Consider the following 26,886-nt stretch of genomic DNA (forward strand, 5'->3'; position numbering starts at 1 on the left):
GTCGCGGTGTGCTCGCCCGCCGGGGCCACGGCTCCCGGCCGGCGGTCTCAGTCCTCCTCGCCGGGCTGGTAGACGCCGAAGGCCGCGCCCTGCGGGTCGCGCAGCACCGCGATGCGGGGGCCGTGCGCGACGGAGACGGGCTCCTGGAGGGTCCTGGCCCCTGCTCGGTCCGCCACCTCCGCCGTCCCGTCGACGTCCTCGACCGCGAAGTAGGGCAGCCAGTGCGGCGGCACATCGGCCGGGAAGCGCTCGTGCAGAGCGGTGACGCCGCCGAAGTCCATGCCGTGCATACCCCACTGCGTGTACCACTCCGAGGCGTTGACGCTCCAGCCGAACACGGTGGTGTAGAAGTCCCGGGCCCGCTTGACGTCGCGGGTCGCCAGCTCCACCCAGCCGAGGGCTCCGGGCCGGTTGAACACCCCGGCGCCGGCGAACTCCTTGGCCTGCCAGATCTGGAACGCCGCACCGGACGGGTCGAGCGCCACCGTCCGGCGGCCCTCGTCGAAGATGTCCATGGGGCCCCGGATCACGGTCCCGCCGGCCTCCGCCACCTTGTTCGTGGCCGCGTCGGCGTCGGCGACGGCGAACGAGACGTTCCAGGCGACCGGCTGGGTGGGCCGGTACAGCGGGCCGAGCCCGGCGACCGCCGCGTCCCCCAGGCGCACGACGGTGTAGCCGCGCAGCTCCGGCCGGGGGTCCGGCGCGTCGCAGTGCCAGCCGAACACCTCCCCGTAGAACCGCTTGGCCGCCTCCAGATCGCTGGTCCCCAGCTCCGCCCAGCAGGGGCCGCCGATCACCGGCTTGTCGAACTCCATGGCACTCCTCCGGGAAGGCTCGCCCCCACCACCTGAACGCTATCCCCGGTCACCGACGGTGGCCAGCGGGACTCGTACGGCCGGGAACGGTCAGATGCCCGGCCGGGAGCGCAGCGGGTGCTCCGCGGGGACCTCGACGAGCACGAGCGGGATGCCGTCCGGATCGGCGATCCACATCTCGATCAGCCCCCATGGTTCGCGCACCGGCGGGCGCACGATCTCGACGCCCGCGCCCCGCAGCTCCGCGTGGGCGGCGGCCAGGTCCTCGACCTGGAGCCACAGCCGGACCCCGGCGGAGTGCGGAGCCTCGGAGCGGCCCGACAGCTCCAGGAAGCCGCCTCCGAGGAAGTAGACGGTGCCGCGCTCGGCGCCCGTGCCGAACTCACGGTAGACGGGCAGCCGCAGCCGTTCGCCGTAGAAGGCGCGGGAGCGTTCGGGGTCCGTGGGCCGGATCAGCGTCCGGCTGCTGAGTACGTGCACCATGCGCGGGAGCTTAGGCCTTGTCAGGCAGGGTTTACCCTCGTTGCTGCCCGCCGCGCCCGAGACCCGAGAGGCCTTCTCCATGGACACCGCCGCCACCGCACCGGTCTTCCGCGATGCCACCGATGCCGACACCGAGGCCCTGGTGGCGCTGATCGAGTCGGCGTACCGCGGCGATGCCAGCCGCGCGGGGTGGACCACCGAGGCGGACATCCTGCACGGGCAGCGCACCGACCCCGAGGGTGTGCTGGCCGTGATCAAGGCCCCGGACAGCAGGCTGCTCACCGTCGAGCTCGACGGCCGCGTGGTCGCCTGCTGCCAGCTCGAACACCGGGGCGACCACGCCTACTTCGGCATGTTCGCGGTCAGCCCCGCCCTCCAGGGCGCGGGCCTGGGAAAGGCGATCATCGCGGAGGCGGAGCGGCAGGCCCGCCAGAGGTGGGGCGCCACCGAGATGCACATGACGGTGATCTCCGTGCGCGCGGACCTGATCGCCTGGTACGAGCGGCGCGGCTACCGCCGTACGGGAGAGACGAGCCCCTTCCCGTACGGCGACGAGCGCTTCGGCGTCCCGCAGCGCGACGACCTCGAGTTCGAGCTGCTGGTCAAGCCGCTCGCGTAGGGGCGCCGCGTCCGGGGGCCGCCGCTCACGCGGTGAAGCGGCCGGTGCGTTTGATCTCCGGGTAGTCGGTGGTGGCACCGTCCAGTTCCAGGGCGCGGACCAGCCGCAGGTGGTCCAGGGTGTTCACCACCCAGCCGATGATCCGCAGGTCCGCCGCGCGCGCGTGCTCGACGATCTCCAGCGTGAGCCTGCGGATGTCGAGCACGAGGGTGCCCGCGCCGGCCGCGGTGGCGCGCTCGACGACCTCGGTGCCGTAGTGGTCGGCGACCAGCGCGGTACGGACGCCGGGGACCAGGCGGGCGATCTCGGTGAGCGCGTCGTCGTGGAAGGACAGCACCTCCACCCGGGCGACGAGGTCGCGGCGGCGCATCACCTCGGCCAGCGCCTTCGCCGCCGCCACGTCCTTGATCTCGGCGTGCAGGGGCGTCCGTACGGCGTCCAGGACCTCCTCGAAGACGGGGACCCGCTCGCCGCGGCCCGCGTCGAGCGTGCGCAGTTCGGCGAGGGTCTTGTCGGCGACGGATCCGCTGCCGTCGGTCGTGCGGTCCACCTCGGCGTCGTGCATGACGACGAGCGCGCCGTCCTTGCTCAGGTGCAGGTCGAGTTCGATGGCGTCCAGGCCGGCCTGCTGGGCCGCCACGAACGAACGGAGGGTGTTCTCGGGCTCGACACCCATGACTCCGCGGTGACCGATGGTAAGGAAGTTCAAGGTTCAACTCGCTTCCGTCGACGGCGGCTCGGCACGCCCGCGGACCCCAAGGGACCTCGTCGTCCACGCGGCAGGGCCGCAGCCTAACGGGCCGCAGTCGGGTTGAACCCGGGCGTACACGGGGCAGTGGGGTGACGGCCGGGCGACAGCGGGGCCGTAGCCGCCGGGGTGGTCACTCCTGCGTGGGCGAGTCCCCCGGGCGTTGACCGAGAGACCGGTCCGCCGTCCGCCCGCGCTCAAAGAGGCCGGAAACCGCCCCGCCGCCCCCGCAGGCCGTGTCACCCGACTGGCCTAGGGGGAGTGGCCGCCATACGGGTGTCAGGCAGGAAAATGACCGGCGAAGAAGCGCGACGACAGGATATTTTCCCGAGGGTGCCCTTGCTGGAAGAAAGCTCATATGTATACGGTCTTCATACGCGAGCTTCTCCCGTGGAGGATGGGTCATGACGGAAATTCTTGTGCAGGTGGGTACGGAGGGGCAGGTTCCTCCGGTGAGCAGGGTGGCTGAGCACCCGGCGTGGCCCGTGCTCAAGGATGCCGTGGAGCAGATCCGGCCATGGCAGTCGAAGGACGGCTCCATCGACTTCGCGGCCGAGGGCGCGCCCTCCCGCGAGGACGCCGACGCCGCCGTGCGCCGGGTGGCCGACGCCGTCGCGGAGCTGTCCCCGCTGCTGCCGCACGACGCCGCCTACCACCAGGCGCTCGTGGCGGACCTGCGCCGCTGGTCCGACGGCGGCTTCCAGGTCCCGGACTTCCTCGACTCGCTGCTGGCCTTCCAGCCCGCCGCCCACCGCGCGGACGGCCTCCAGCACCTGGTCGTCTTCCCGATGTACACGCAGAACGGCAACCCGGACCGCAACCTGGAGGCGGTCGTGCTGCGCATGGTCTGGCCCGACTGGCTGGCCGAGCTGGAGCGCACCCGCTACGACAACCCGCTCTTCTGCGGCATCACCTTCGAGGACTTCACAGCGGGCTACGACACCAACTCCGCCGTGCTCTTCCCCGAGACCATCGCCGTGCGCGAGGCGCCGGAACGATTCTCCTGGGGCGGCATCTTCTGCGACCGCGAGGCCGCCCGCTTCCGCCGGGTGACCGCCGCCGCCGTCGACCTCCTGGGGCTGCGACTGCCTGAGGACATCGCCGCCATGGTCCACGACCAGAAGCGCTGCGAGGAGGCCTTCGTGCTGTGGGACATGGTCCACGACCGCACCCACAGCCACGGCGACCTGCCGTTCGACCCGTTCATGATCAAGCAGCGCCAGCCGTTCTGGATGTACGGCCTGGAGGAGCTGCGCTGCGACCTCACCGCCTTCAAGGAGGCCGTGAAGCTGGAGCGGGACGGCGTCTCCCAGGCCCGCGACGTGCAGTACGCGGTGCTCTTCGACCGCATGTTCCGCTTCCCGGTCACCGGCGAGCGCGTGCGCAACTACGACGGCCTCGGCGGCCAGCTGCTCTTCGCCTACCTGCACAAGAACGACGTGGTGCGCTGGACGGACAACAAGCTCGCCATCGACTGGGAGCGCGCCCCGCAGGTCACCAACCAGCTGTGCGCCGAGATCGAGAAGCTCTACCGCGACGGCATCGACCGCCCGAAGCTGGTGCACTGGTTCGCCGGGTACGAGATGGTCGCCCGCTACCTCGCCCCGCACCCCGGCTCCAAGTGGGCCAAGGGCCCCGACGCGCTGGACCTGACCCTGCCGCCGCGCAAGCTGGTCGATGACGTGCTTCCGGACGAGTTTCCGCTCAGCATGTTCTACGAGGCACTGTCCAAGAAGCTGAAGAACGTGATCGCCTCCACCAAAGGCATCACGGCCGACAGCGCCGAGCAGGTCGCCGCGTGAGCGACCGAATCCAGAACACAGCTGCTACGGAGGCGAGGAACATGGCGGGGAACGGGGCTCTCAGCGGTGCGGTGATCGCGGTGGCCGGCGCGGGCGGACCCGCCGGCCGGGCGACACTGCTCAGGCTCGCCGAGGCGGGCGCGACCGTCGTCGGGGCGGACAACGACCCGCAGCGGCTCTCCGAGGCCGTGGACGCGGCCCGCTACGCGTCCGGCGGCGCGAGCGTCACCGGGGACACCGTCGACCTGCTCGACCTCCAGTCCACCCGGGACTGGGCCTCGCACGTCGAGAAGGACTTCGGTCGCGTCGACGGCCTGGTCCACCTCGTCGGCGGCTGGCGGGGCAGCGAGACGTTCACCAAGACCAGCCTGGACGACTGGGACTTCCTGGAGCTGCTGCTCGTCAAGACCGTGCAGCACACCTCCCTGGCCTTCCACGAGGCGCTCCAGCGCAGCGACCGCGGCCGGTACGTGCTGATCAGCGCCGCGGGCGCCAGCAAGCCCACGGCAGGCAACGCCGCGTACTCCGCCGCCAAGGCGGCCGCCGAGGCCTGGACGCTGGCCATGGCGGACTACTTCCGCAAGGCCGGGAAGGCCGAGGGCGCCGAGGGGCCCACGTCGGCGGCTGCGATCCTGGTGGTGAAGGCGTTGGTGCACGACGCGATGCGCGCCGACCGGCCCAACGCGAAGTTCGCGGGTTTCACGGACGTCAAGGACCTGGCCGAGGCCATCGAAGGCGTCTGGAGCGAGCCCGCCCAGGAAGTGAACGGAAAGCGTCTGTGGCTGACCGAGCAGCCGTGAACCCTGCCAAGACCGATGCGCACCGCCACCACGACCCGCAGGTGCGCGGCTTCGCCAGCGACAACTACGCCGGCGTCCACCCGGAGGTGCTCGCCGCCCTGGCCCTGGCCAACGGCGGGCACCAGGTCTCCTACGGCGAGGACGAGTACACCGACCACCTCCAGCGGATCGTCCGCAGCCACTTCGGCGCGAGCGCCGAGGCGTTCCCGGTGTTCAACGGCACCGGCGCCAACGTCGTCGCGCTGCAGGCCGTCACCGACCGCTGGGGTGCGGTGATCTGCGCCGAGAGCGCGCACATCAACGTCGACGAGGGCGGCGCGCCCGAGCGCATGGGCGGCCTGAAGCTGCACACGGTGCCCACTGCGGACGGCAAGCTCACCCCCGAGCTGATCGACCGGCAGGCGTTCGGGTGGGAGGACGAGCACCGCGCGATGCCGCAGGTCGTCTCGATCACCCAGAGCACGGAGCTGGGCACGCTCTACACGCCCGAGGAGATCCGCGCGATCTGCGAGCACGCCCACGGCCACGGCATGAGGGTGCACCTGGACGGGTCCCGGATAGCCAACGCCGCCGCCTCCCTGGACGTCCCCATGCGGACCTTCACCAACGCGGTCGGCGTCGACATCCTCTCCCTGGGCGGGACGAAGAACGGCGCCATGTTCGGTGAGGCCGTCGTCGTCCTGAACCAGGACGCGGTGCGCCACATGAAGCACATCCGCAAGATGAGCATGCAGCTCGCCTCCAAGATGCGCTTCGTCTCGGTGCAGCTGGAGGCGCTGCTCGCCAAGGACCTGTGGCTGCGCAACGCCCGGCACGCCAACGAGATGGCCCAGCGGCTGGCCGAGGGCGTGCGGGCCGTGCACGGAGTGGAGATCTGCTACCCGGTCCAGGCCAACGGTGTCTTCGCCAAGCTGCCGCACGCGGTGAGCGAGCGCCTGCAGAAGCGGTTCCGCTTCTACTTCTGGAACGAGACCGAGGGGGTCGTGCGCTGGATGTGCTCGTACGACACCACGGAGGACGACGTGGACGCGTTCGTGGCGGCGCTGAAGGAGGAGATGGCCCGGGCCTAGCTCCAACGGGCTCTGAGTGTGCATAGTTATGCGATCATTCGGAAAGTCATTGACTGCCGAGTGATCGCATTCCTATGCTCTGCAGCCATGGAGCTGACCCAGCACACCCCTGACCTGTCCGCCTATCTGGCCGCCGACGAGGCGATCGACCACGAGCATCCCGTCGTCCGCGAGATCGCCGACCGGCTGGCCGAGGGGGTGGCCGACTCGTATGCCTATGCGCGATCCGCCTATGAGTTCGTGCGCGACACCATCCCGCACTCACAGGACTCCGGTGACCCGCGCGTCACCTGGCGGGCCTCCGACGTCCTGCTGCGGCGCACCGGCATCTGCCACGCCAAGGCCCACGCCCTCGCCGCCCTGCTGCGGGCCGAGGACATCCCCACGGCACTGTGCTACCAGCGGCTGGCCTGGGACGACGGCGCCGGATACGTGCTGCACGGCCTGGTCGCCGTACGGTTCAACGGCGCCTGGCACCGGCAGGACCCGCGCGGCAACAAGCCGGGGGTGGACGCCCGGTTCTCCCTCGCGGGGGAGCGGCTGGCCTTCGTGCCGGACCAGAAGTCGAATGAGATGGACTATCCGGTACTGTACGCTGGACCGCATCCGGCGGTTCTGAGCGCGCTGAAGGGCGCCCCCGACCGGACGGCGCTGTCCAAGGCGCTCCCCACCGAACTCTGACGTGTCAGACGGAGAGACCATGACGCTCACACTCATCGTGTCCGACGAGGTGCGCGCGCTGGCGCCCGGCTTCACCCACGTGGCCGTCGAGGCACACGACCTCGTCAACGGCCCCAGCACACAGGCCAGTGCCGCACTCCTCGACGACGCGGCCCTGCGCCTGGCCCGGCGCCTGGACGGGCGCGCCCCGCACGAGGACCCGCACATGGCCGCCTGGCGCGAGACGTACACGGCGTTCGGGTCCAAGCCGTCGCGGACGCGCAACTCGGCCGAGGCGCTGGCCAAGCGCGCCCTGTCCGACGCCGGGCTGCCCCGCATCAACGTCCTCGTCGACCTCTACAACGCGATCAGCGTCGCCCACCTGATCCCCGTCGGCGGTGAGGACCTCGACCGGATCCAGGGGTCCATGAGCCTGGTGCGCGCCGGTGGTGAGGAGGAGTTCGTGACCGTCGCGGGCGGCGAGGAGGTCGTCGAACACCCCGACGCCGGCGAAGTGGTGTGGCGCGACGAGGCGGGCGTCACCTGCCGCCGCTGGAACTGGCGCCAGGGCCCGCGCACCCGCCTCACCGAACGGACCACCTCGGGCGTCTTCCTGCTGGAGAGCCTGGCGCCGATGCCCGTGTCCGACGTCGTCCGGGCCGCGGGCGAACTCGCCGAGTTGCTGGAGAAGCTCAGCCCGGGTGCGCGGATCGCCGTACGGGAGCCGCAGCCCGCGCGCTGATCCTCAGGGGCGGCGGTACTGGTCGCTCATGGTCGGCGTGGTGTTGTGCATCGACAGGGCGTTGTAGGAGGACCGGTCCCGCTGGGCCCGGATACGGCCGGCCTGCTCGATGAGGAGACCTTCCGCGTTCTGCGTGGCGCCGTTGCGGCGGCGCAGGAGCACGACGATCAGCCACGCGGCGACGGCGCCGAACAGCCCGAACATGACGGCGAGTGAAACCATGGAGATCCCCCGTCTCCTCGCGCGCGCACCGACCGGACGGCGGCCGCGCACCGGACGCCCCCGGTGAATCGGCGGACCGTCAGTTTAGTGCACCGGGCACGCAAGGAGCCAGCGATCACGCGTCAGGTCAGTGCGCGGCGGCCGTGCGCAACTGCTCCGGAGTGGGCGCCGTGCCGCCCAGGTGCGCGGGCATCCACCAGGTGTCCTCCGGGCTCCTCGGGCGGACCGGGTAGGCGCGCTGGGCGGCCTCCAGCAGTTCCTGGACGCGCTCGCGCAGCCGGCGGGTGATGGCACCCGCGTACTGGTCGCGCGGTGCCTCGACGGCCTCGCCCACGCGGACCGTGACGGGGGTGTGGCTGCGCCTGAAGTTGCGCGGGTGCCCCTTGGTCCACAGCCGCTGCGTGCCCCAGACCGCCATCGGGATCAGCGGCACCCCCGCATCCTGCGCCAGCCGGGCGGCGCCCGACTTGAAGGCCTTGAGGGTGAAGGACTCCGAGATCGTGGCCTCGGGAAAGACCCCGATCACCTCTCCGGAGCGCAGCGAGTCCAGTGCGTGCGCGTAGGCCGCCTCGCCCTGGGAGCGGTCCACCGGGATGTGCTTCATGCCGCGCATCAGCGGTCCCGAGATCCGGTGCCGGAAGACCGACTCCTTCGCCATGAAACGCACCAGGCGCTTCTGCGGCAGGGCCGCCAGGCCGTTGAAGATGAAGTCCAGATAGCTGATGTGATTGCTCACCAGCACGGCGCCGCCCTGGCGCGGGATGTTCTCCGACCCCCGGCAGTCGATCTTGAGGTCCCACACCTTGAACATGGTGCGGGCGAAACCGATGACGGGACGGTAGACGAACTCGGCCATGGGCGGGGCGGACCCTTCTGTCTGCCAGGGAAGGGGGACTCCCGGCGGAAGTTACGCTGCCGTAGGTTTACGGCACGTCGCAGATCGTGCCCCAAGAACGGCCGGGGAGCCAGCCCGCGTGCCCGTCCCCGGCGAGATCCTCGTCACGTCACTCCGTCGGCCCGCGGGCGCCCGGGAATCCCCGCGCGCCCGCGCGCGCTGAAGCGGTGCGGGGCCGGACGACGGCGGTCGACGGCGGCGACGGCACGAAGGAACGGGAGAACAGGGATGCGCGGACAGGACGCGGGCGGACGGCTGAGCGCGGCCGAGTTGGGCCGGGGGCTGGGCGAACGCGCCACGCTGGTGCAGTTCTCCACCGCCTTCTGCGCACCCTGCCGGGCGACCCGCCGGGTCCTCGGCGAGGTGACCCGCATGGTCCCCGGCGTCGCGCACGTCGAGATCGACGCCGAGGACCGCCTGGAACTCGTGCGCGCACTGGGCGTCCTGAAGACCCCGACCGTGCTGGTCCTCGACGCGGACGGACGCATCGTGCGGCGCGCCACCGGACAGCCCCGCACCGCGGACGTCATCGCGGCGCTGGGCGAGGCGGTGTGAGGACCGCCTGCGGGACCGTGAGGCATGTCCCATGTTCCGGGACCCACTTGACTGCACCCGCCACCTATCGTCAGCCTGACCGTATGCCTCGGGAACTCCTTCTCTCCGGGCGGGAACTCCAGGGGTCGGCACTTCTCGACTTCTCGCCCGCGCCGTGAGCGCGCGCTGTCCGGGCTGTTGAGCAGCCACGGTTCCCGCGCGTCCCACCAGCAGAAGGACAGCTCCATGACGGCCCCGTCCGACCTCGTCGCCCCCACCTCCTTCCAGCCCGCCTCTCCCGGGCTGCTGCGCTCCGTCTTCCGGCGGCACGCGGCGGGCGTGGCGGTGATCACCGCGCGCGGTGCGCGGGGGCCGGTCGGCTTCACCGCCACGTCCCTGACCTCCGTCTGCGCCGAGCCCCCGATGATCTCCTTCGGTGTCGGGACGGGCGCCTCCAGCTGGCCGGCGATCTCGCGGACCGAGTATCTGGGCGTCCACATACTCGGCGAGCACCAGGAGGAACTGGCCGCCACGTTCGCCCGCAGCGGCGCCGACCGCTTCGCGGCGCCCACCGCCTGGCGCGACGGCCCGCAGGGTGTGCCGCTGCTCGACGGGGTGCTCGCGTGGCTGGTCTGCCGGGTCGTGGCCCGGGTCCCGGCGGGCGACCACCGCATCGTCGTCGCCGAGGCCGTCGGCGGCGACTCCACGGGCGCCGGGCGTCCCCTGCTCTACCACGAGGGCCGTTTCAACGCCCTGCGCGACTGAGTCACGGGCCGCTTCGGCCCCCCTCGGCGGCCCTCGCCCCGCCCTCTCTGCGGAACCGTCGAATTCCGGTTACGCTGCGTTGCGAAGGTCACAGTTCAAAGCGCTTGCTTAGCGGTAAGGAACTGGGTGTACTGACGAGTAATATTTCGGCCGGAGCGCGGGGTCGCCCCGACCGGGATCGGCCGCTTCAGGCGCCTATGCTGCCTGCAAGAAGGCAGCCCAGAAATGACGATGCAGTAGGAGAGCCGGCGTGAGCTTGAGGATCGTTGTCACTGTGAAGTACGTGCCCGACGCCACTGGCGACCGGCACTTCGCCGATGACCTGACCGTCGACCGGGACGACGTGGACGGTCTGCTCTCCGAGCTGGACGAGTATGCCGTGGAGCAGGCCCTCCAGATCGCGGAGAACGCCGACGACGCCGAGGTCACCGTGCTGACCGTGGGCCCGGAGGACGCGAAGGACGCACTGCGCAAGGCGCTGTCGATGGGCGCGGACAAGGCGGTCCACGTCGAGGACGACGACCTGCACGGAACCGACGCCATCGGGACCTCGCTGGTGCTGGCCAAGGCGGTGGAGAAGGCCGGCTACGACCTGGTGATCTCGGGCATGGCCTCCACCGACGGCACGATGGGCGTGGTGCCGGCGCTGCTGGCCGAGCGCCTGGGCGTTCCGCAGGTGACGCTGCTGTCCGAGGTCTCGGTCGAGGACGGGACCGTGAAGGGCCGCCGTGACGGTGACACGGCCTCGGAGCAGCTCGAAGCGGCGCTGCCGGCGGTGGTGTCGGTGACCGACCAGTCGGGCGAGGCGCGTTACCCCTCCTTCAAGGGGATCATGGCGGCGAAGAAGAAGCCGGTCGAGTCCTGGGACCTGTCGGACCTCGGCATCGAGGCCGACGAGGTCGGCTCGGCGGGCGCGTACACGGTGGTGGAGTCGGCGGCGGAGCGCCCCGCGCGGACCGCGGGCAAGATCGTCAAGGACGAGGGCGAGGGCGGCAGGCAGCTCGCCGAGTTCCTCGCGGGCCAGAAGTTCATCTGAGCCCGGTCTCCGCTGTCCCCTTCCTCATACGTCGCAAGCAGGAGAGAAGAAGTCCCATGGCTGAAGTCCTCGTCTACGTCGATCACGTGGACGGTGCCGTCCGCAAGCCCACCCTGGAGCTGCTGACCCTGGCCCGCCGTATCGGCGAGCCGGTCGCCGTCGCCCTCGGGGCCGGCGCCGCCGACACCGCCGCCGCCCTCGCCGAGCACGGCGCGACCCGCGTCCTGACCGACGAGGCCGCCGAGTACACCGAGTACCTGGTGGTCCCGAAGGTGGACGCGCTGCAGGCCGCCGTCGCGCAGGTCTCCCCGGCCGCCGTCCTGGTCCCCTCCTCCACGGAGGGCAAGGAGATCGCCGCCCGCCTGGCGCTGCGCATCGGTTCGGGCGTCATCACCGACGCCATCGACCTGGAGGCCGGTGCCGAGGGTCCGGTGGCCACCCAGTCGGTGTTCGCCGCCTCCTACACCACCAAGTCCCGCGTGTCCAAGGGCACCCCGGTCATCACGGTCAAGCCCAACAGCGCCGCCGTGGAGGCCGCCCCGGCCGCCGGTGCGGTCGAGGCCCTGGAGGTGTCCTTCTCCGAGAAGGCCACCGGGACGAAGGTCACCGCCCGCACCCCGCGTGAGTCGACGGGCCGCCCCGAGCTGACCGAGGCCGCGATCGTCGTCTCCGGCGGCCGCGGCGTGAACGGCGCGGAGAACTTCGCGATCATCGAGGCGCTGGCCGACTCCCTCGGCGCGGCCGTGGGCGCCTCGCGCGCCGCGGTCGACGCGGGCTGGTACCCGCACACCAACCAGGTCGGCCAGACCGGCAAGTCCGTCTCGCCGCAGCTGTACATCGCCAACGGCATCTCCGGCGCCATCCAGCACCGGGCCGGCATGCAGACGTCGAAGACGATCGTCGCGGTCAACAAGGACCCCGAGGCCCCCATCTTCGACCTCGTCGACTACGGCGTCGTCGGCGACCTCTTCGAGGTCGTCCCCCAGCTCACCGACGAGATCAAGACCCGCAAGGGCTGATCCTGCGGGCCCTTGCGGGCCGCATCGGGCCAGGCCCCCGTGACCGTCACCGGTCGCGGGGGCCGCGGCTTGTCCGGCTTGTCCGGGATCCGGCGACGGCTCAGGCTGCGGACAGGTGTTGACCGGCGGGAAGCTCCACGGATAGCTTCGTAGTGCGGATTATTGATTCCGCACAACGGAAAATAGGAGGGTGTGGAATGGGTCAGGGCCAGCAGGAGACGGTGGCGACGAGCCTTGCGGGCGCCGTCAGCGAGGAGATCAGTGCCTCCCTCGCGCCGGTCGACGCCGAGCTGGAGCGCTGCTACCCGGGCGATCCGGGGTCCCGCCAGCCCGTCCACACCGTGTACGTCCCCGGTGACGCCTTCGCCGCCGACACCCTCCGCTCCTGGGGCGACCAGGCGCTCGCCGCCCTCGACGAACACGCCCCGGACGCCGCGTCGTTCGCCGCCGTCCTCGGCCTGAGCGACGAATTCGCCGAGCCGGTGTACTCCCGCGTCCGCGCCAAGCTGGAACGCGAACCGATCGAAGACCTCCGCATCGACTTCGAGGACGGCTACGGCCCCCGTCCCGACGCCGAGGAGGACCAGGCAGCCGCCCGCGCGGCCCGGCTGGTGGCCGAGGCGTACGCCAAGGGCACGGCCGCGCCCTACATGGGCATCCGCATGAAGTGCATGGAAGCGCCGGTCCGCGACCGGGGCATCCGCACCCTCGACGTCTTCCTCAGCGGTCTGGTGCGGGCCGGCGGACTGCCCGACGGGCTGGTCCTGACGCTGCCGAAGGTGACGTACCCCGAGCAGGTCACCGCCATGGTGCGGCTCCTGGAGGCCTTCGAGAAGGCCCACGGGCTGGACGCCGGCCGGCTCGGCTTCGAGATCCAGATCGAGACCAGCCAGTCCATCCTGGCCTCCGACGGCACCGCCGCCGTCGCCCGGATGATCCAGGCCGCCGAGGGCCGCGCCACCGGCCTGCACTACGGCACCTTCGACTACAGCGCCTGCCTCGGCGTATCCGCCGCCTACCAGGCCAGCGACCACCCGGCCGCCGACCACGCCAAGGCCGTCATGCAGGTCGCCGCGGCCGGCACCGGCGTACGCGTCTCGGACGGTTCCACCAACGTCCTGCCGGTGGGGCCCACCGAGAAGGTCCACGACGCCTGGCGCCTGCACTACGGCCTCACCCGCCGCGCCCTGGCCCGCGCCTACTACCAGGGCTGGGACATGCACCCCGGTCACATCCCGACCCGGTACGCCGCCGTGTTCGCCTTCTACCGCGAGGGCTTCGAGCAGGCGGCGGGCCGCCTCGCCCGGTACGCCAACCGGGCCGGCGGCGACGTGATGGACGAGCCCGCCACGGCCAAGGCGCTCAGCAACTACCTGCTGCGCGGCCTGGACTGCGGGGCCCTCGACATCGCCGAGGTGGCCCGTCTCACCGGCCTGACCCGCGCCGACCTGGAGGGCTTCGCCGCTCCGCGCCGCGGCGACCTCACGGCGTCCGCGCAGTAGCCCCCCGGGCGCCCGCCCGGCCCGCTTCCGAAGCGGGCCGCGCGGCGCCGCGGAGTCCACGAGGCCTGGCCACGCGGCGGCTCACGCCGAGGGCGGCAGTTCGCCCGAACCGCGCTGGACGAGCCGGGTGGGCAGTTCGATGCGCTCGGGGGCCAGCAGAGCGCCGTCCAGCTGGCGGAAGAGCCGCTCGGCGGCGGTGCGGCCGAGGGCCGCCGCGTCCTGGGCGACCACGGTGACACCCGGCTGGAGCAGGTCGGCGAGTTCGATGTCGTCGAAGCCGACGAGGGCGACCGGCCGGGACAGCGCGGCCAGGACGCGGATCACGGTGACCGTCACCCGGTTGTTGCCCGTGAAGACTGCGGTGACCGGCTCCGGACCGGACAGCATCTCCTCGGCCGCCCGGCGCACCCGCTCCGGGTCGGTGACACCCAGCGACATCCAGGCGTCCTGGACGGTTGTCCCCGCGTCCTCCATCGCCGCCCGGTAGCCGCGCAGGCGTTCGGCCGCGGTGTGGATGCGGGGCATGTCGCCGATGAAGCCGATCCGGCGGTGGCCGTGGGCGATCAGGTGCGCGACGCCGTCGCGGGCGCCGCCGAAGTTGTCCGAGAGGACGACGTCGGCGTCGATCCGCCCGGCCGGGCGGTCCACGAACACGGTCGCCACGCCCGCCCTGATCTCCGGTTCGAGGTACCGGTGGTCGTCGCCGGCCGGGATGATGACCAGCCCGTCCACCCGCCGCGCGCACAGCGCCAGGGCCAGCTCCTGCTCGCGGTCCGGGTCCTCCGCGCTGGAGCCGTTGATCAGCAGGGCTCCGTGCGCCCGGGCGACCTCCTCCACGGCGCGGCTGAGCGGACCGTAGAACGGGTCGGCCAGGTCCTCCAGGACGAGGCCGATGCTCGCCGTACGGCCCTTGCGCAGCACCCGCGCGCTGTCGTTGCGGCGGAAGCCGAGCGCCTCGATGGCCTCCTGGACACGCCGCTCGGTGTCGGGGGTGACGCCGGGCTCGCCGTTGACCACGCGCGAGACGGTCTTGAGGCCCACGCCGGCCCGGGCCGCCACGTCCTTCATGGTCGGACGATTGCCGTAGCGTGTCCCGGACGCGCGGTCGGCGGGGCGGTCTTCTCGGCGGGCGGTCTCTGGCACGATGCGGCGTCCTGTTCCTTGTCGTCCGCAGGGGCTGTGTGGGGTCCCTGGATGCGTATGAGGATGTGGCGTCGAGCATAGAGCCTGGACAACGTTGTCATACCCGCGAGAGACTGTCCACCGCATACTCGGTCCGCGCTCCCGACGCGAGGCCGGGCTGCGCCCACCTCTTGGTTCTTTCATGGTTGACGGGGAGATCTGACTCTGATGCACACCGACCTCGTGGCCGCGCTCGACATCGGCGGCACCAAGATCGCCGGCGCGCTGGTGGACGGCCACGGCAGCATCCTGGTGCGCGCCCAGCGCGCCACTCCCGCGCAGGAGGACGGCGGCACCGTCATGCGGGCCGTGGAGGACGTGCTCGGCGAGCTGAGCACGTCGGAGCTGTGGGGACGGGCCACGGCACTGGGCATCGGCAGCGCGGGCCCGGTGGACGCCTCCGCCGGCACGGTCAGCCCGGTCAACGTGCCCGGCTGGCGCGGCTACCCGCTGGTGGAGCGGGCCCGGGCCGCGGCGGGCGGGCTGCCCGTGGAACTGATCGGCGACGGCGTGGCCATCACGGCGGCGGAGCACTGGCAGGGCGCCGCCCGCGGGCACGACAACGCGCTGTGCATGGTGGTCTCCACCGGAGTGGGCGGCGGCCTGGTCCTCGGGGGCCGGCTGCACCCGGGCCCGACGGGCAACGCGGGCCACATCGGCCACATCAGCGTCGACCTGGACGGGGACCCGTGCCCGTGCGGGTCGCGCGGCTGCGTGGAGCGCATCGCCAGCGGCCCGAACATCGCCCGCCGAGCGCTGGAGAACGGCTGGCGGCCGGGCTCCGACGGCGACGCCACGGCCGCCGCGGTCGCCGCCGCGGCCCGCGCCGGGGACCCGGTCGCCGTGGCCTCCTTCGAGCGCGCCGCCCGGGCCCTGGCCGCGGGCATCGCGGCGACGGCGACCCTGGTCGAGATCGACATCGCGGTGATCGGCGGGGGAGTGGGCAAGGCGGGGAACGTGCTGTTCGACCCGCTGTGCAAGGCCCTGGCCGACTACGCGACCCTCTCCTTCGTCCGGCGCCTGACGGTCGTCCCGGCGCAGATGGGCACGGACGCCGGGCTGGTGGGGGCCGCCGCGGCGGCGCTCACCGCCCGGACGAAGGCCGCCGCGGCCGGAGTCTGACCGGCGGGCGGGCGGGCGGCCGGGACGGAGTCGCGGGAGCGAAGGGGGCCGGGCGACGCGTCGCCCGGCCCCCTTCACCGCCTGGTGCGGAGCATCACCGGTTCAGCACGTCAGCCGGGCGTCCGCCCAGTCGGCGTGGTCGGAGTCGGTGTTGTCGCCGCCGTTGGTGACGACGAGCCGGACGACCTGGGCGCCGGTGACGTCGGCGCTGATCGGCTGGGCGGCCATCGCGTTGGTGAGGACGCCGGTCGAGGCGACCTTGGTGCCGTCCGCCCAGATCTCGAAGGAGACGGTGCCCTTGGCGCCCTTCTCGTCGTCGACGCCCACGTCCGCGGATACCTTCGTGCAGGCCTTCCCCGTGTAGTACGTGACCTCGCTCGGCGCGTGGGTGCCGAGCCCCTTGGCGTACACGACCCCGCCGACGGTGATCGGGCGGCCGTCGCCCGCGGCGCTCTCCCCGTTGCTGGTGTCGCGTTCCACGGGGCCGTAGCCGTTGGTGGCGGACATCCACGGGAGGTCACCGAGGTACGACGTCCCGGCGGGCGGCGGCACCACCACCGACGCCGTGACCGTCGTCGTGTTCGTGGCGCGGACCTTGGCGGGGGAGCCGTAGCTCGTCCTGAGCGTCAGGTCGTACGACCCGGTCGGCGTCCCCTTCGGTGCCGTGACCGCCCACCGTGTGGTCAGGGTGGTGCCGGTGGGGACGGCGTGGGCGCGGGGGGCGGAGCGGGCCCGCACCGTCCAGCCCTCAGGGCCGGTCAGCGACACGGAGACGTCGTGGGCCGAGGTGCGGCCCAGGTCGGTCACCGTGCTCGTCAGCGCGGCGGGCCTGCCCGCCACGACCAGGGGCGCGCTGTCGGCGGCGAGTTCGACAGCGGGCGGGTTCTTGCTCCAGTGCCGGTCGGGTGAGACCCGTACGAGCACCGTGCCGTGGGCCGGTACGGTCGCGGAGACCGCGCCCGCGGTGTTGTAGTTCCGGTGCTGCCACAGGTCGCGCAGCGTGTAGGCCGGGGCCTGCGGCAGGCCGACCGCCCGGGCGGTGGTGGCGATGTGCTGCGGGGTGTCCGTCTCGTTGAACAGCGCCACCGCGCGGCTGCCGTCCTTCATCTGCTTGGCGACGACCCAGCGGCCGCCCTCGGAGGAGACGACGGTGCCCTGCTTGCCCAGCGGGTCCTGGTCGACGGCGATGACGTCCTTGTTGGCCAGGATGCCGAGCGTGGCGGGGGACGCCTTGCGCAGGTCGGACCCGATGAGCAGGGGCGCGGCCATGACCGACCACATCGAGAAGTGGGTGCGGTACTCCGTGTCCGTCATGCCGCCGTTGCCGACCTCCAGCATGTCGGGGTCGTTCCAGTGGCCTGGGCCGGCGTACGGGGCCAGGGGCAGGTTCTTCTTCAGGATCGACAGCATCGAGGACCACTTGTCCTGGATGTCGTGGGTCGTGCGCCACAGCTGGCCCACGCCGGAGGCCCACTCCCAGGGCTTGTTGTCGCCCCATTCGCAGATGCTGTAGACGATGGGACGGCCGGTCCTGCCGGTGGCGTCCCGCAGGGCGTCGCGCATGGTGACGTAGCGCTGCCGGGCGTCTGCGCCCTGGTTGTTGCAGTTGTCGTACTTGAGGTAGTCGATGCCCCACTCGGCGAACTGGCGGGCGTCGTTCTCCTCGTGGCCGAGCGCGCCCGGGAAGCCGGTGCTGCTGCACGTCTTGGTGCCCGCGCTGGTGTAGATGCCGAGCTTGAGGCCCTTGGCGTGCACGTAGTCCGCCACGGCTTCGATGCCGTGCGGGAAGCGGACCGGATCGGGGACGAGCCGGCCGTTCGCGTCGCGGGCGGGCAGGGCCCAGCAGTCGTCCAGGTTGACGTACTGGTAGCCGGCGTCCTTCAGGCCCTTCTCGATGAACAGGTCGGCGATGCCCTCGACCATGGATTCGTTGAACTCGGGGCCGCAGTGGGTGGAGTTCCAGTTGTTGAAGCCCATCGGCGGGGTGAGGGCGAGTCCTCGGGCCTCGGTCGGGGCGGAGCGCTGTTCCCGGGCCACGGCGACCGAGGGGGCCGCTGTCCCGAGGGCGAGCAGCGAGACGGCCAGTACTCCGACGACTCTTCGACGGGAGGTGCGTGTGTGCGGGTGACGCATCTGAACGTTCCTCCGAACTCCCGAAAGGTGGGATGACTTCATGTCCGCGTCATCGTGTGCGTTTACGGTAGGACCTGTCGGACTCTGTCGGAAGGGAGCGCCACGCTTGTTCAGCGGTTGTTCGATATGCCGTCACGGCCCTGGCTCACGCGAGCGTGACCAACGGCGCCGTCCACCGTTGAGCAGGCATGAAGAAGCGCAGCATGCTCGCCCTCGCCTCCCTCGCCACCGGCTTCGTCGTGGCCGCCATCACTCCTTCGCACGCCGCTGACCACGACGCGCTCGGCGGCCTGGGCGTGAAGGACACCGTGGGCGCCGTGGACCACCTCGTCAGCCACGACAGCCTGGCCGTGGACGACGACGCCCTGGGGCAGGACGGCTGAGACGGCGGACCGGGCGGGACCGCGCCGCCCCCGGCGCTATCCCGTGCCGCCCTCAACTGGGCCTGGTTTCCGTGGCAGGGTGAAGCGGGCAAGCCACAGGGGGCCAACAGAAGAGGGGGACCAGTGACCGTCGTCTGGATCAACGGCACGTTCGGTGCGGGAAAGTCCACCACCGCACGGGAACTGATCGACCTGATCCCGCACAGCACGCTCTTCGACCCGGAGATCATCGGCGGCCTTCTCACGCACCACCTCCTGCCGCCCAAGCACCTCGCCGAGGTCGGCGACTTCCAGGACCTGCCGATCTGGCGGCGCCTGGTGATCGACACGGCCGCCGCCATGCTCGCCGAACTGGGCGGCACCCTGGTCGTCCCGATGACCCTGCTCCGCCAGGACTACCGCGACGAGATCTTCGGCGGCCTCGCCGCCCGGCGCATCGATGTGCGGCATCTGCTCCTCGCCCCGGCGGAAACGATCCTGCGGGAACGGATGGCGAGCCGCGAGATCCCGCCCGGCCTTCCCGACGGCGACCTGCGAATACGCCAGTGGGCCTACGACCACATCGAGCCCTACCGCACCGCCCTGGCCACCTGGCTCACCGCCGACGCCCACCTCGTCGACACCAGCTCCCTCACCCCGTACGAGACGGCCGTCCGCATCGCCGAGGCCGTCGGCGACGGCACCGCGACGCCCTGCGAGATCGTGCAGACGCCCGAACCCACCTCCGAGACCGTCGCCTCCGGGGTGCTCCTCTTCGACGAACGGGACCGGGTGCTGCTCGTCGACCCCACCTACAAACCCGGCTGGGAGTTCCCCGGAGGCGTCGTCGAGCCCGGCGAGGCCCCGGCCCGCGCCGGGATGCGCGAGGTCGCCGAGGAGACCGGGATACGGATGGAGGAGGTCCCCCGGCTGCTCGTCGTCGACTGGGAACGCCCCGCGCCCCCCGGCTTCGGCGGGCTGCGCCTCCTCTTCGACGGCGGCCGGCTCGACTCCGCCACGGCCGGCCGGCTGCTGCTGCCCGGTCCCGAACTGCGCGACTGCCGCTTCGTCACCGAGCGGGAGGCCGCCGGGCTGCTGCCGCCGGTCCGCTACGAACGGCTGCGCTGGGCGCTGCGCGCCCGGGAACGGGGGGCGGCGGTCTACCTGGAGGCGGGCGTGCCGGTGGGGTGACCGGCCACGCGAGTGGACCGGCGCGCGGCCGGGGTACGGGGCGCGGCCGGGGCATGCGGCGCGCCACGGGGGAAGGGGTCCCGTCGTCCCGGGCCGGTAGTCCAGTCCCGCTCGGCAGGTCCGGTTCCGGCCGGTAGGACAGGCAGGCTCCGCGGGAACGGACGGGCCGCTTCTCGGAGTTCGTCCGGGGGTCCGGGAGCCGCGCCGGGTCCCGGACCCTCAGGCGGGCGTCCGGTACCCGTCCGCGGAGCGGCGGAGCGTCTCCCCTGCCCTCTCGGTCACCGGAGCGCCGTGGCCGAAGCAGGCGACGTCCGTGTCCAGCGCGGCCAGGCGCCGGAAAGAGGCGACGGCCCGGTCCCGGTCGGTGTTGAACACGCCCAGGACGACCGAGCCGTCCACCGGGGAGGCGGCGACCGCGTCCCCCGTGAACAGGACGCCGTGCCGCGGGAGATGCAGACTGATGCTGCCGTCGGTGTGGCCCGGGGCCGGGACGACGTGGGCGCCGCCGCCGAAGTCGAGGACATCGGTGCCGGACAGCTCGGTGAGCCGTGGCGGGCGGACCGGCTCACCCTGCGGGAGCTGGGCGAGGGCCGCCGCGTGCAGGGGGCGCTCCCAGTCCTGGTAGACCGGCGGGACAGCGGGCGCCTCGCCCCTGACGACCGGCGCGTCCAGGCGGTGGGCCAGTACCTCGGCGCCGTACGGACCGGCCAGTTCACCCGCCCCGCCCATGTGGTCCTCGTGGAAGTGGGTGAGCACGATCCGCCGCAGCTCGGCGGGGTCGCGTCCCAGGGACCTGATCGCTGCGGCGATCGGCGTGCCGGCGCCCAGCGGTCCGGCGTCGACCAGCGTCAGCCCGTCGTCGTCGGACCACAGGTAGGCCTGGCCCACGGGGAAGCGCAGCAGATGCAACCGGGGGAGGATCTCCACGACGTCCATGGGACGACCGTAGGGAGGACCCCCGCCCCGGGGCGAGGGTCCTCTGCTGTCGGCAGAGCGGACGACGTCTTGCGGGCGCTTTCGGGCTCAGCCCGCGTAGTTGAGCAGGAACAGGGCCTCGGCGACCGACAGGCGCTCGAGTTCCTTCGGGGAGACGCTCTCGTTCACCGCGTGGATCTGCGCCTCGGGCTCGCTCAGGCCGATGAGCAGGATCTCGGCCTGCGGGTACAGCGCGGCGAGGGTGTTGCACAGCGGGATGGAGCCGCCCTGGCCGGCGTACTGCAACTCCTCGCCGGGGTAGGCGACCGCCATGGCGTCGGCCATCGCCTGGTAGGCGGGGCTGGTGGTGTCGGCGCGGAAGGCCTGGCCCTGGCCGATCTGCTCGGTGCTCACCCGGGCGCCCCACGGCGTGTGCGCCTCCAGGTGGGCCTGGAGCAGCTTGGTCGCCTCGGTGGCGTCGACGCCCGGCGGCACCCGCAGGCTCACCAGCGCGCGGGCCCCGGCCTGCACGGACGGGGTGGCGCCGACCACGGGCGGGCAGTCGATGCCGAGGACCGTGACGGCCGGGCGGGCCCAGACGCGGTCGGCGACGGCGCCCGAACCGATCAGGTCCACCCCGTCCAGCACCTTGGCGTCCTTGCGGAACTGCGTCTCGTCGTACGCCAGACCGTCCCACACCGAGTCGGCGGCGAGGCCGTCCACGGTCGTCGAGCCGTCCTCGGCGCGCAGCGAGTCCAGGACGCGGATGAGGGCGGCGAGCGCGTCGGGAGCCGCGCCGCCGAACTGGCCGGAGTGCAGGTTGCCCTCAAGGGTGTCGACCTGGACGCGGACCAGGGTCATGCCGCGCAGGGTGCTGGTGACGGTGGGCAGACCGACGCGGAAGTTGCCGGTGTCACCGATCACGATGGTGTCGGCCGCCAGCAGCTGCGGGTGCTGCTCGGCGTAGCGCTCCAGCCCGCCGGTGCCCTGCTCCTCCGAGCCCTCGGCGATCACCTTGACGTGGACGGGTATGCCGCCGTTCGCCTTCAGGGCGCGCAGCGCGAGCAGGTGCATGATGACCCCGCCCTTGCAGTCGGCGGCGCCGCGCCCGTACCAGCGGCCGTCGCGCTCGGTCAGCTCGAAGGGCGGCGTGGCCCACGCGGCCTCGTCCAGCGGCGGCTGCACGTCGTAGTGGGCGTACAGCAGCACGGTCTTGGCGCCCTCGGGGCCGGGCAGGTAGCCGTACACCGACTGCGTGCCGTCCGGGGTGTCGAGCAGGGCCACGTCGGTGAAGCCCTCGGCGCGCAGCGCGTCGGCGATCCAGTTCGCCGCGCCCTCGCTCTCGCTCCTCGGATACTGGTCGAAGTCCGCCACCGACTTGAAGGCCACCAGCTCGGCCAGCTCCGCCCTGGCGCCGGGCAGCAGGGAGGCGACGGTCTCGGCGACCGGATGCGACGACATGGGCACGCTCCTTGTGGGTGCGACAGTGCACTCGTGAGCACCTTGTCGGTGCTCTGTGAGCACTTCTGTGTTCCGGATGATCGTGTCAGCGCGGGCGCGTCCTCGTGGGCGGGGCGCGTCCGTTGCCGATCCTCCCACAGCGGACCGCACCGGAAGCCGCCGTAGGATGCCAGGGACAGCAGCGGCAGCCGGGTTGATCTGGAGCGGTAGACCATCGTGAGCAGCGAGAACTCTTCGGCGGACGACGTGCAGCAGGTGTGGGACGTCGTCGTGGTGGGCGCGGGACCCGCGGGGGCCTCGGCCGCCTACGCGGCGGCGGTCGCGGGGCGGCGCGTGCTGCTGCTGGAGAAGGCGGAACTGCCACGGTACAAAACGTGCGGCGGCGGGATCATCGGTCCCTCGCGCGACTCGTTGCCGCCCGGGTTCGACCTTCCGCTGAAGGACCGGGTGCACGCGGTGACGTTCTCCCACAACGGCCGCTTCGTCCGCACCCGGCGCTCCAAGCAGATGCTGTTCGGGCTGATCAACCGGCCCGAGTTCGACCAGCAGCTCGTCGAGCACGCGCAGAAGGCGGGTGCCGAGCTGCGCACCGGCGCCACCGTGTCCAGGGTCGAGCAGCACGGCTCGGCGGTGCCGGACCGGCGGACGGTCGCCGTGGTGCTCCAGGGCGGCGAGACGGTCCTGGCCCGCGCGGTGGTCGGCGCCGACGGCAGCGCCAGCCGCATAGGGGCCCACGTCGGGGTCAAGCTCGACCAGGTGGACCTCGGCCTGGAGGCGGAGATCCCGGTCCCCGAGACCGTGGCCGCGGACTGGCGCGGGCGCGTCCTGATCGACTGGGGTCCCATGCCGGGCAGTTACGGCTGGGTGTTCCCCAAGGACGACACGCTGACGGTCGGGGTGATCTCGGCCCGCGGCGAAGGCGCCGCGACCAAGCGGTACCTGGAGGACTTCATCGCCCGGCTGGGCCTCGCCGGCTTCGAACCGAGCGTCTCCTCCGGGCACCTGACCCGCTGCCGCGCCGACGACTCGCCGCTCTCGCGCGGACGCGTGCTGGTGTGCGGGGACGCGGCGGGGATGCTGGAGCCGTGGACGCGCGAGGGCATCTCCTTCGCGCTCAGGTCCGGACGGCTCGCGGGTGAGTGGGCGGTGCGGATCGCCGAGGCGCACGACGCGGTGGACGCGCGGCGCCAGGCCCTGAACTACGCGTTCGCCATCAAGGCGGGGCTGGGCGTCGAGATGGCCGTCGGCAAGCGGATGCTGGCGGCCTTCGAGCGCCGCCCCGGCCTCTTCCACGCCGCCCTGACGGGCTTCCGTCCGGCCTGGAAGGCGTTCAGGGACATCACCCAGGGCTCGACGACACTGGGCGAGCTGGTCCGCAACCATCCGGTCGCCCAGCGCGCCCTGAGCATGATGGACCGCCGGCCCGCGGCGGCCGACGCGCCCGCTGCCCAGGAGGCCGAGGACGACGCGGAGGAGACGGCGGTCGGCCCGCGCCCCTGACGTCCGTGAACTTCGTCAGGCCCGCGACTTCCGTCCCGGACCGGGGTGCGCAAGGCCGTACGGCCCGGAGCGGGGCCCGTACGGCCGGGCGCGGGCCGCAGAGCCGCGCGGGGGGCCGGAGGGCTCGGTGGGGTGTGGCCGCTCCCCGCGGTCGCCGGGCCGGCGCCGTGGGGACCGTAGCCGCCCTGGCCGTTTCGGGCGAGCGGGTGCCGTGCGCGGTCGTCGCGACGGCGGCCGTCCGGCCGCGGCCCTGGAGGGCGGCGTACTTCCCGGGGAGTACGGGTGATCACCCCGCTCGGCTGACGCGTCCGGCGGTACGCGCCCTCTAGCGTGGCGGGCATGGACGAGCAGCGGGTGCACGGGGGCGGGCCGCCGCAGTGGTGGCGGCAGGGGCCCCCGTGGTGGCACCGCGGCGACGGGCAGGAGCGGCCCGGCGCCCGCCGGTCCTGGCCCTGGCCCTGGCCCTCCACCCTGCTCTTCACCGCCTTCGTCCTCGTCGGCACCCACTTCTCGGCCCACGCCCAGCAGGGCCACCGCGAGGCCCTGGACGGGTACGCCTACGCCCTGGTGACCGTGGCGGCCGGGCTGCTGCTGTGGCGCAGGCGGTTCCCGGCGTCCGTCGCGTACGGGACGGCGGCGGCGACCCTGGCTTACCTGGCCGCGGGTTATCCGTACGGTCCGGTGTTCCTGGCCGTCGTCGTCAGCTGTTTCAGCGCCGTCGTCGCCGGGCGGCGCCGGGCCGCCTGGGCGTCCGTGGGGCTGCTGTGGGCCGGGCACGCGCTGATCGTGCTGTGGCTCTACCGCCGGCTGCCGCCGCCCGGCGACACCGCCTCCGGCTGGGGGCGGCAACTGGTCGTCGCCACCTGGGTGGTGGCCGTCGTCGCCGTCTCCGAACTGGCTCGCGTGCGCCGCGAACAGTGGGCCAGGGAGCGTGCCGAGCGCGCCCAGGCGGCCCGGCGGCGCGCCGACGAGGAACGGCTGCGGATCGCCCGCGAACTGCACGACGTCCTCGCCCACAGCATCTCCGTCATCAACGTCCAGGCGGGGGTCGGGCTCGCCCTCCTCGACACCGACCCGGAACAGGCCCGCACGGCGCTCACCACCATCAAGGCCGCCAGCAAGGAGGCGCTGGGCGAGGTGCGGCAGGTGCTCAGCACCCTGCGCACCCCCGGCGACGCACCGCGCGCCCCCGCGCCCGGCCTGGACCGGCTGCCCGAACTCGCCGACCAGGCGGCGAGCGCCGGCCTCACCGTCGAGATCGACGGAACCCCGCCCCCGCTGCCGCCCGGCACCGGCCTCGCCGCCTTCCGGATCGTCCAGGAGGCCCTCACCAACGTCGTACGGCACTCCGGATCCCGGCACGCGCGCGTGCGCATCGCCCGCGACGGCGGCACGCTGCTGCTGCGCGTCGACGACGACGGACCCGCGACCGGCGCGGACGCCGGCGGCAGCGGCAACGGGCTGGCCGGAATGCGTGAGCGGGCCGCCGCGCTCGGTGGCACCATCGAGGCGGGCCCGCGCCCCGACGGCGGCTGGCGCGTCATCGCCGTGCTGCCCGTGACGACCGAGGAGGAGAACCGGTGATCCGCGTGACGCTCGCCGACGACCAGTCACTGGTGCGGGCCGGGTTCAGGGCGCTGCTCGACGCGCAACCGGACATCGAGGTCGCCGGGGAGGCCGCCGACGGCGAGGAGGCCCTGCGCGTGGTGCGCGAACTGCGCCCCGACGTCGTCCTGATGGACATCCGCATGCCCGCCCTGGACGGCCTGGCGGCGACCCGCCGCATCACCGGTGACGCGGACCTGAAGGACGTCAAGGTGGTCATGCTGACCACCTTCGAACTCGACGAGTACGTCTTCGAGGCGATCCGCTCGGGCGCCTCCGGGTTCCTGGTCAAGGACACCGAACCCGAGGAACTGCTGCGGGCGGTACGGGCGGTGGTCGACGGCGACGCGCTGCTGTCGCCCGGGGTCACCCGTCGTCTGATCGCGGAGTTCGCCGCCCGCTCCAAGGAGCCGGCGGCGGCCGACGCCCTCGGCCGGCTCACCGACCGCGAGCGCGAGGTCATGGCCCTGGTCGGCATCGGCCTGTCCAACGAGGAGATCGCCCGCCGCCTGGTGGTCAGCCCGCTCACCGCCAAGACCCATGTCAGCCGCACCATGGTGAAACTGGGCGCCCGCGACCGGGCCCAACTGGTCGTCCTCGCCTACGAGTCGGGGCTGGTCCGGCCGGGCTGGCTGGGCTGAGCCCGTACGCCGTCCCCGCCCGGCTCAGACGATCGCCGAGGTCTCCCGCCACAGGGCGGCCAGCGAGGCGTCCCCCGTCACGCGCGGCACCGGGACCCGGTTCCACAGCGCGAGGTACATCCGGTCGGCGGGACCGGCGAGTTCGGCGTCGGCGTGGGTACCGGCATCGGTTCCGGCGTCGGGGGCTGCTCCCGTGGGACGGTTTCGCTCCGTGACCGGCGGCCCGTCCGAGAGCCGTACGGTCCACAGCGCGTCGCCGCCGGGGCCGGCGCTGTCGACGTCCTTCGCGCCCTCCGCGCGGATCCGCAGCAGGCGCGGCCGCGCGGTGCGGACCCGGCTGCGGGCGCGGGCGTGGAAGCCGCGCAACAGCTCGTCGATGCCGTCGACAGCGAACTCCGCGGCGATCGGGGTCGGCGTGCCACCGCGTGCCGTCTCGGCGTCGAAACGGTGGACGGCCGTCTCGTGCGCCTGCCGCCGGGTCCAGAAGGCCAGCGGCGAGGGCGAGGGCAGCGGCGCCGGGTGGAACGTCCAGCACGCGACGTCGCCCGGTGCCTGCGCCAGGGTCCGCACGAGAGAGCGGTGGCTGTCGCGGTACCAGTCCACCAGCGCGGCGCCGTCAGGGTCCGGGGGGTCGCCCATGGGCCGCGGGGAGGGGTACGCGTCCGCGACGAAGGCGGCGGCCCACCGGTGCACCACACCCGTGTGCCGCAGCAGGTCGCGCACCCGCCATGCGGGGCAGGACGGCACCCGCGCCCCGGTCCCCGCCTCCCCGGCCGCCGCCGCCAGCAGCCGGCCCTCCCGCTCCAGCGTGTCGAGGAAATCGGCAGTCTCCATGCCGGGAAGTGTGCCGGACCGCGGGCGCCCGTGGAACCGGACGGCGGGCGGCCCGCGGAACCGGGCAGAGGGCGTCGCTGAGAACCGGGAGACGGGCGCCCGCCGCGAGGGGCGGTCGCGCCGTCGGCCGGCTCCCCCGTTATCTTCTTCGCGGTCCTGCAAGAGGGCCGCTGGCCTCCGGGCCCGGCATGACTGTTCCCCCCTGTCGAGTGGATGACCTGGGGGGTG

Annotated in this window: 27 protein-coding genes; 17 read left to right on the top strand and 10 right to left on the bottom strand. The window is 72.7% G+C overall.

Going from position 1 to position 26,886, the window contains the following annotated elements; translation table 11 throughout:
* Positions 1-47: 47 nt before the first annotated feature.
* Positions 48-815 (bottom strand): VOC family protein, encoded by a 768-nt coding sequence (locus AB0G56_RS18850; protein ID WP_360970469.1) that lies wholly within the window; start codon positions 813-815, stop codon positions 48-50.
* A gap of 90 nt (positions 816-905) precedes the next feature.
* Positions 906-1,298 (bottom strand): VOC family protein, encoded by a 393-nt coding sequence (locus tag AB0G56_RS18855; RefSeq protein ID WP_360970471.1) that lies wholly within the window; start codon positions 1,296-1,298, stop codon positions 906-908.
* Between the two features lie 79 nt (positions 1,299-1,377).
* Between AB0G56_RS18855 and AB0G56_RS18860 the strand changes: the two genes are divergently transcribed.
* A complete protein-coding gene (locus tag AB0G56_RS18860) occupies positions 1,378-1,917 on the top strand; it encodes a GNAT family N-acetyltransferase (RefSeq protein WP_360970473.1) in 540 nt (179 codons plus the stop codon).
* Between the two features lie 25 nt (positions 1,918-1,942).
* Here the strand turns inward: AB0G56_RS18860 and AB0G56_RS18865 are convergent, their stop codons facing one another.
* Positions 1,943-2,626, bottom strand: a complete 684-nt coding sequence (locus tag AB0G56_RS18865; protein WP_360970475.1) for a glycerophosphodiester phosphodiesterase family protein — start codon at positions 2,624-2,626, stop codon at positions 1,943-1,945.
* Positions 2,627-3,069: 443 nt separating this feature from the next.
* On the opposite strand from AB0G56_RS18865, the gene AB0G56_RS18870 reads away from it, so the two are divergent.
* From AB0G56_RS18870 to AB0G56_RS18890, 5 genes are all read left to right on the top strand, one after another.
* The gene (locus tag AB0G56_RS18870; protein WP_360970477.1) at positions 3,070-4,467 is read left to right on the top strand and encodes a DUF6421 family protein; all 1,398 of its coding nucleotides are present in this window, start codon (positions 3,070-3,072) and stop codon (positions 4,465-4,467) included.
* A 41-nt stretch (positions 4,468-4,508) separates the two neighbouring features.
* A complete protein-coding gene (locus AB0G56_RS18875; protein WP_360970478.1) occupies positions 4,509-5,267 on the top strand; it encodes an SDR family NAD(P)-dependent oxidoreductase in 759 nt (252 codons plus the stop codon).
* Positions 5,264-6,337: a low specificity L-threonine aldolase gene (locus AB0G56_RS18880; RefSeq protein ID WP_360970480.1), complete on the top strand. Its 1,074-nt coding sequence runs from the start codon at positions 5,264-5,266 to the stop codon at positions 6,335-6,337. Before AB0G56_RS18875 ends, AB0G56_RS18880 begins: the two co-directional genes overlap by 4 nt.
* Positions 6,338-6,424: 87 nt before the next feature.
* Complete coding sequence (locus AB0G56_RS18885) at positions 6,425-7,018, top strand: transglutaminase family protein (RefSeq protein ID WP_360970482.1); 594 nt, start codon at positions 6,425-6,427, stop codon at positions 7,016-7,018.
* Positions 7,019-7,037: 19 nt separating this feature from the next.
* Positions 7,038-7,739: a phenylalanine--tRNA ligase beta subunit-related protein gene (locus AB0G56_RS18890; RefSeq protein ID WP_360970484.1), complete on the top strand. Its 702-nt coding sequence runs from the start codon at positions 7,038-7,040 to the stop codon at positions 7,737-7,739.
* A 3-nt stretch (positions 7,740-7,742) separates the two neighbouring features.
* Here the strand turns inward: AB0G56_RS18890 and AB0G56_RS18895 are convergent, their stop codons facing one another.
* Positions 7,743-7,961 (bottom strand): hypothetical protein, encoded by a 219-nt coding sequence (locus AB0G56_RS18895; RefSeq protein ID WP_360970486.1) that lies wholly within the window; start codon positions 7,959-7,961, stop codon positions 7,743-7,745.
* Between the two features lie 127 nt (positions 7,962-8,088).
* Complete coding sequence (locus tag AB0G56_RS18900) at positions 8,089-8,817, bottom strand: lysophospholipid acyltransferase family protein (RefSeq protein WP_360970488.1); 729 nt, start codon at positions 8,815-8,817, stop codon at positions 8,089-8,091.
* Between the two features lie 267 nt (positions 8,818-9,084).
* Between AB0G56_RS18900 and AB0G56_RS18905 the strand changes: the two genes are divergently transcribed.
* The 5 genes from AB0G56_RS18905 (at position 9,085) to AB0G56_RS18925 (ending at position 13,712) form a co-directional block, all read left to right on the top strand.
* Positions 9,085-9,411: a thioredoxin family protein gene (locus AB0G56_RS18905; RefSeq protein ID WP_360970490.1), complete on the top strand. Its 327-nt coding sequence runs from the start codon at positions 9,085-9,087 to the stop codon at positions 9,409-9,411.
* 225 nt (positions 9,412-9,636) lie between these two features.
* On the top strand, positions 9,637-10,155 hold the full coding sequence (locus AB0G56_RS18910) for a flavin reductase family protein (protein WP_360970492.1): 519 nt from the start codon (positions 9,637-9,639) through the stop codon (positions 10,153-10,155).
* 250 nt (positions 10,156-10,405) lie between these two features.
* On the top strand, positions 10,406-11,191 hold the full coding sequence (locus AB0G56_RS18915; protein ID WP_360970494.1) for an electron transfer flavoprotein subunit beta/FixA family protein: 786 nt from the start codon (positions 10,406-10,408) through the stop codon (positions 11,189-11,191).
* 56 nt (positions 11,192-11,247) lie between these two features.
* On the top strand, positions 11,248-12,210 hold the full coding sequence (locus AB0G56_RS18920; protein ID WP_360970496.1) for an electron transfer flavoprotein subunit alpha/FixB family protein: 963 nt from the start codon (positions 11,248-11,250) through the stop codon (positions 12,208-12,210).
* 197 nt (positions 12,211-12,407) lie between these two features.
* Complete coding sequence (locus AB0G56_RS18925) at positions 12,408-13,712, top strand: aldolase/citrate lyase family protein (RefSeq protein ID WP_360970498.1); 1,305 nt, start codon at positions 12,408-12,410, stop codon at positions 13,710-13,712.
* Positions 13,713-13,793: 81 nt separating this feature from the next.
* Here AB0G56_RS18925 and AB0G56_RS18930 read toward each other — a convergent pair whose 3' ends face one another.
* Entirely contained in the window at positions 13,794-14,855 is a 1,062-nt protein-coding gene (locus tag AB0G56_RS18930) for a LacI family DNA-binding transcriptional regulator (RefSeq protein ID WP_360970500.1), read from the bottom strand.
* 207 nt (positions 14,856-15,062) lie between these two features.
* Here AB0G56_RS18930 and AB0G56_RS18935 point away from each other — a divergent pair, with 207 nt between their 5' ends.
* Complete coding sequence (locus tag AB0G56_RS18935; RefSeq protein ID WP_360970502.1) at positions 15,063-16,016, top strand: ROK family protein; 954 nt, start codon at positions 15,063-15,065, stop codon at positions 16,014-16,016.
* Positions 16,017-16,118: 102 nt separating this feature from the next.
* Here AB0G56_RS18935 and AB0G56_RS18940 read toward each other — a convergent pair whose 3' ends face one another.
* Complete coding sequence (locus AB0G56_RS18940; RefSeq protein ID WP_360970504.1) at positions 16,119-18,149, bottom strand: NPCBM/NEW2 domain-containing protein; 2,031 nt, start codon at positions 18,147-18,149, stop codon at positions 16,119-16,121.
* Between the two features lie 188 nt (positions 18,150-18,337).
* Between AB0G56_RS18940 and AB0G56_RS18945 the strand changes: the two genes are divergently transcribed.
* Both AB0G56_RS18945 and AB0G56_RS18950 read left to right on the top strand, forming a co-directional pair.
* Entirely contained in the window at positions 18,338-18,532 is a 195-nt protein-coding gene (locus AB0G56_RS18945; protein ID WP_360970505.1) for a hypothetical protein, read from the top strand.
* A 123-nt stretch (positions 18,533-18,655) separates the two neighbouring features.
* Entirely contained in the window at positions 18,656-19,702 is a 1,047-nt protein-coding gene (locus tag AB0G56_RS18950) for an NUDIX domain-containing protein (RefSeq protein WP_360970507.1), read from the top strand.
* Between the two features lie 219 nt (positions 19,703-19,921).
* Here the strand turns inward: AB0G56_RS18950 and AB0G56_RS18955 are convergent, their stop codons facing one another.
* Positions 19,922-20,638 (bottom strand): MBL fold metallo-hydrolase, encoded by a 717-nt coding sequence (locus AB0G56_RS18955; RefSeq protein ID WP_360970509.1) that lies wholly within the window; start codon positions 20,636-20,638, stop codon positions 19,922-19,924.
* Between the two features lie 87 nt (positions 20,639-20,725).
* Positions 20,726-22,078, bottom strand: a complete 1,353-nt coding sequence (locus tag AB0G56_RS18960) for a dipeptidase (protein ID WP_360970511.1) — start codon at positions 22,076-22,078, stop codon at positions 20,726-20,728.
* A gap of 216 nt (positions 22,079-22,294) precedes the next feature.
* On the opposite strand from AB0G56_RS18960, the gene AB0G56_RS18965 reads away from it, so the two are divergent.
* The 3 genes from AB0G56_RS18965 (at position 22,295) to AB0G56_RS18975 (ending at position 25,824) form a co-directional block, all read left to right on the top strand.
* Positions 22,295-23,578, top strand: a complete 1,284-nt coding sequence (locus AB0G56_RS18965) for a geranylgeranyl reductase family protein (RefSeq protein ID WP_360970513.1) — start codon at positions 22,295-22,297, stop codon at positions 23,576-23,578.
* Positions 23,579-23,917: 339 nt separating this feature from the next.
* Positions 23,918-25,162, top strand: a complete 1,245-nt coding sequence (locus AB0G56_RS18970) for a sensor histidine kinase (protein WP_360970515.1) — start codon at positions 23,918-23,920, stop codon at positions 25,160-25,162.
* Positions 25,159-25,824, top strand: coding sequence for a response regulator transcription factor (locus AB0G56_RS18975; RefSeq protein ID WP_360970517.1), 666 nt, complete (start codon positions 25,159-25,161; stop codon positions 25,822-25,824). The genes AB0G56_RS18970 and AB0G56_RS18975 overlap by 4 nt, the downstream gene beginning before the upstream one ends.
* 24 nt (positions 25,825-25,848) lie before the next feature.
* On the opposite strand, the gene AB0G56_RS18980 is transcribed toward AB0G56_RS18975, so the two are convergent.
* Positions 25,849-26,658 (bottom strand): maleylpyruvate isomerase family mycothiol-dependent enzyme, encoded by an 810-nt coding sequence (locus AB0G56_RS18980; RefSeq protein WP_360970519.1) that lies wholly within the window; start codon positions 26,656-26,658, stop codon positions 25,849-25,851.
* Between the last annotated feature and the right edge of the window lie 228 nt (positions 26,659-26,886).

The sequence above is a fragment of the Streptomyces sp. NPDC021356 genome (assembly GCF_040641015.1).
Taxonomy (GTDB): Bacteria; Actinomycetota; Actinomycetes; order Streptomycetales; family Streptomycetaceae; genus Streptomyces.

Coding starts and splice junctions, on each gene's coding strand:
- AB0G56_RS18870 (WP_360970477.1), top strand. CDS start 3,070: ATGACGGAAATTCTTGTGCAGGTGGGTACGGAGGGGCAGGTTCCTCCG.
- AB0G56_RS18935 (WP_360970502.1), top strand. CDS start 15,063: ATGCACACCGACCTCGTGGCCGCGCTCGACATCGGCGGCACCAAGATC.
- AB0G56_RS18905 (WP_360970490.1), top strand. CDS start 9,085: ATGCGCGGACAGGACGCGGGCGGACGGCTGAGCGCGGCCGAGTTGGGC.
- AB0G56_RS18980 (WP_360970519.1), bottom strand. CDS start 26,658: ATGGAGACTGCCGATTTCCTCGACACGCTGGAGCGGGAGGGCCGGCTG.
- AB0G56_RS18945 (WP_360970505.1), top strand. CDS start 18,338: ATGAAGAAGCGCAGCATGCTCGCCCTCGCCTCCCTCGCCACCGGCTTC.
- AB0G56_RS18955 (WP_360970509.1), bottom strand. CDS start 20,638: ATGGACGTCGTGGAGATCCTCCCCCGGTTGCATCTGCTGCGCTTCCCC.
- AB0G56_RS18890 (WP_360970484.1), top strand. CDS start 7,038: ATGACGCTCACACTCATCGTGTCCGACGAGGTGCGCGCGCTGGCGCCC.
- AB0G56_RS18960 (WP_360970511.1), bottom strand. CDS start 22,078: ATGTCGTCGCATCCGGTCGCCGAGACCGTCGCCTCCCTGCTGCCCGGC.
- AB0G56_RS18900 (WP_360970488.1), bottom strand. CDS start 8,817: ATGGCCGAGTTCGTCTACCGTCCCGTCATCGGTTTCGCCCGCACCATG.
- AB0G56_RS18875 (WP_360970478.1), top strand. CDS start 4,509: ATGGCGGGGAACGGGGCTCTCAGCGGTGCGGTGATCGCGGTGGCCGGC.
- AB0G56_RS18940 (WP_360970504.1), bottom strand. CDS start 18,149: ATGCGTCACCCGCACACACGCACCTCCCGTCGAAGAGTCGTCGGAGTA.
- AB0G56_RS18970 (WP_360970515.1), top strand. CDS start 23,918: ATGGACGAGCAGCGGGTGCACGGGGGCGGGCCGCCGCAGTGGTGGCGG.
- AB0G56_RS18850 (WP_360970469.1), bottom strand. CDS start 815: ATGGAGTTCGACAAGCCGGTGATCGGCGGCCCCTGCTGGGCGGAGCTG.
- AB0G56_RS18920 (WP_360970496.1), top strand. CDS start 11,248: ATGGCTGAAGTCCTCGTCTACGTCGATCACGTGGACGGTGCCGTCCGC.
- AB0G56_RS18885 (WP_360970482.1), top strand. CDS start 6,425: ATGGAGCTGACCCAGCACACCCCTGACCTGTCCGCCTATCTGGCCGCC.
- AB0G56_RS18860 (WP_360970473.1), top strand. CDS start 1,378: ATGGACACCGCCGCCACCGCACCGGTCTTCCGCGATGCCACCGATGCC.
- AB0G56_RS18910 (WP_360970492.1), top strand. CDS start 9,637: ATGACGGCCCCGTCCGACCTCGTCGCCCCCACCTCCTTCCAGCCCGCC.
- AB0G56_RS18925 (WP_360970498.1), top strand. CDS start 12,408: ATGGGTCAGGGCCAGCAGGAGACGGTGGCGACGAGCCTTGCGGGCGCC.
- AB0G56_RS18855 (WP_360970471.1), bottom strand. CDS start 1,298: ATGGTGCACGTACTCAGCAGCCGGACGCTGATCCGGCCCACGGACCCC.
- AB0G56_RS18895 (WP_360970486.1), bottom strand. CDS start 7,961: ATGGTTTCACTCGCCGTCATGTTCGGGCTGTTCGGCGCCGTCGCCGCG.